This window comes from Sulfitobacter sp. HI0027 (assembly GCF_001634775.1).
Taxonomy (GTDB): domain Bacteria; phylum Pseudomonadota; class Alphaproteobacteria; order Rhodobacterales; family Rhodobacteraceae; genus Sulfitobacter.
Genome location: NZ_LWER01000374.1, coordinates 1 through 270 on the forward strand (window position 1 = coordinate 1; position 270 = coordinate 270).

General features: G+C 61.9%; 1 tRNA gene. It reads right to left on the reverse strand.

What is annotated here, in order from left to right:
* Positions 1 to 131 precede the first annotated feature (131 nt).
* Positions 132 to 208: transfer RNA gene (locus A3722_RS17375), tRNA-Asp, on the reverse strand.
* Positions 209 to 270: the final 62 nt, after the last annotated feature.

The following is a 270-nucleotide window of genomic DNA, read 5'->3' on the forward strand; positions in this document are numbered from 1 at the left end:
TTATAGTAGACATACACTGCGGCCAAAGCGGTCGCCAATATGCCGCCTTGGGCGATGCGAACCTACGGCGCGCGCCATCCGTGCGACCGCTTTGGCCGCAGTGTATGTCTACTATAACGAAGGGGATAAAGTGGCGCGGTTGACGGGGCTCGAACCCGCGACCCCCGGCGTGACAGGCCGGTACTCTAACCAACTGAGCTACAACCGCGCGATGTGGGCGGAATAGGCCAAGGGGCGCGGGCCGTCAAGCGCATTCGCCCGAGAAAATGC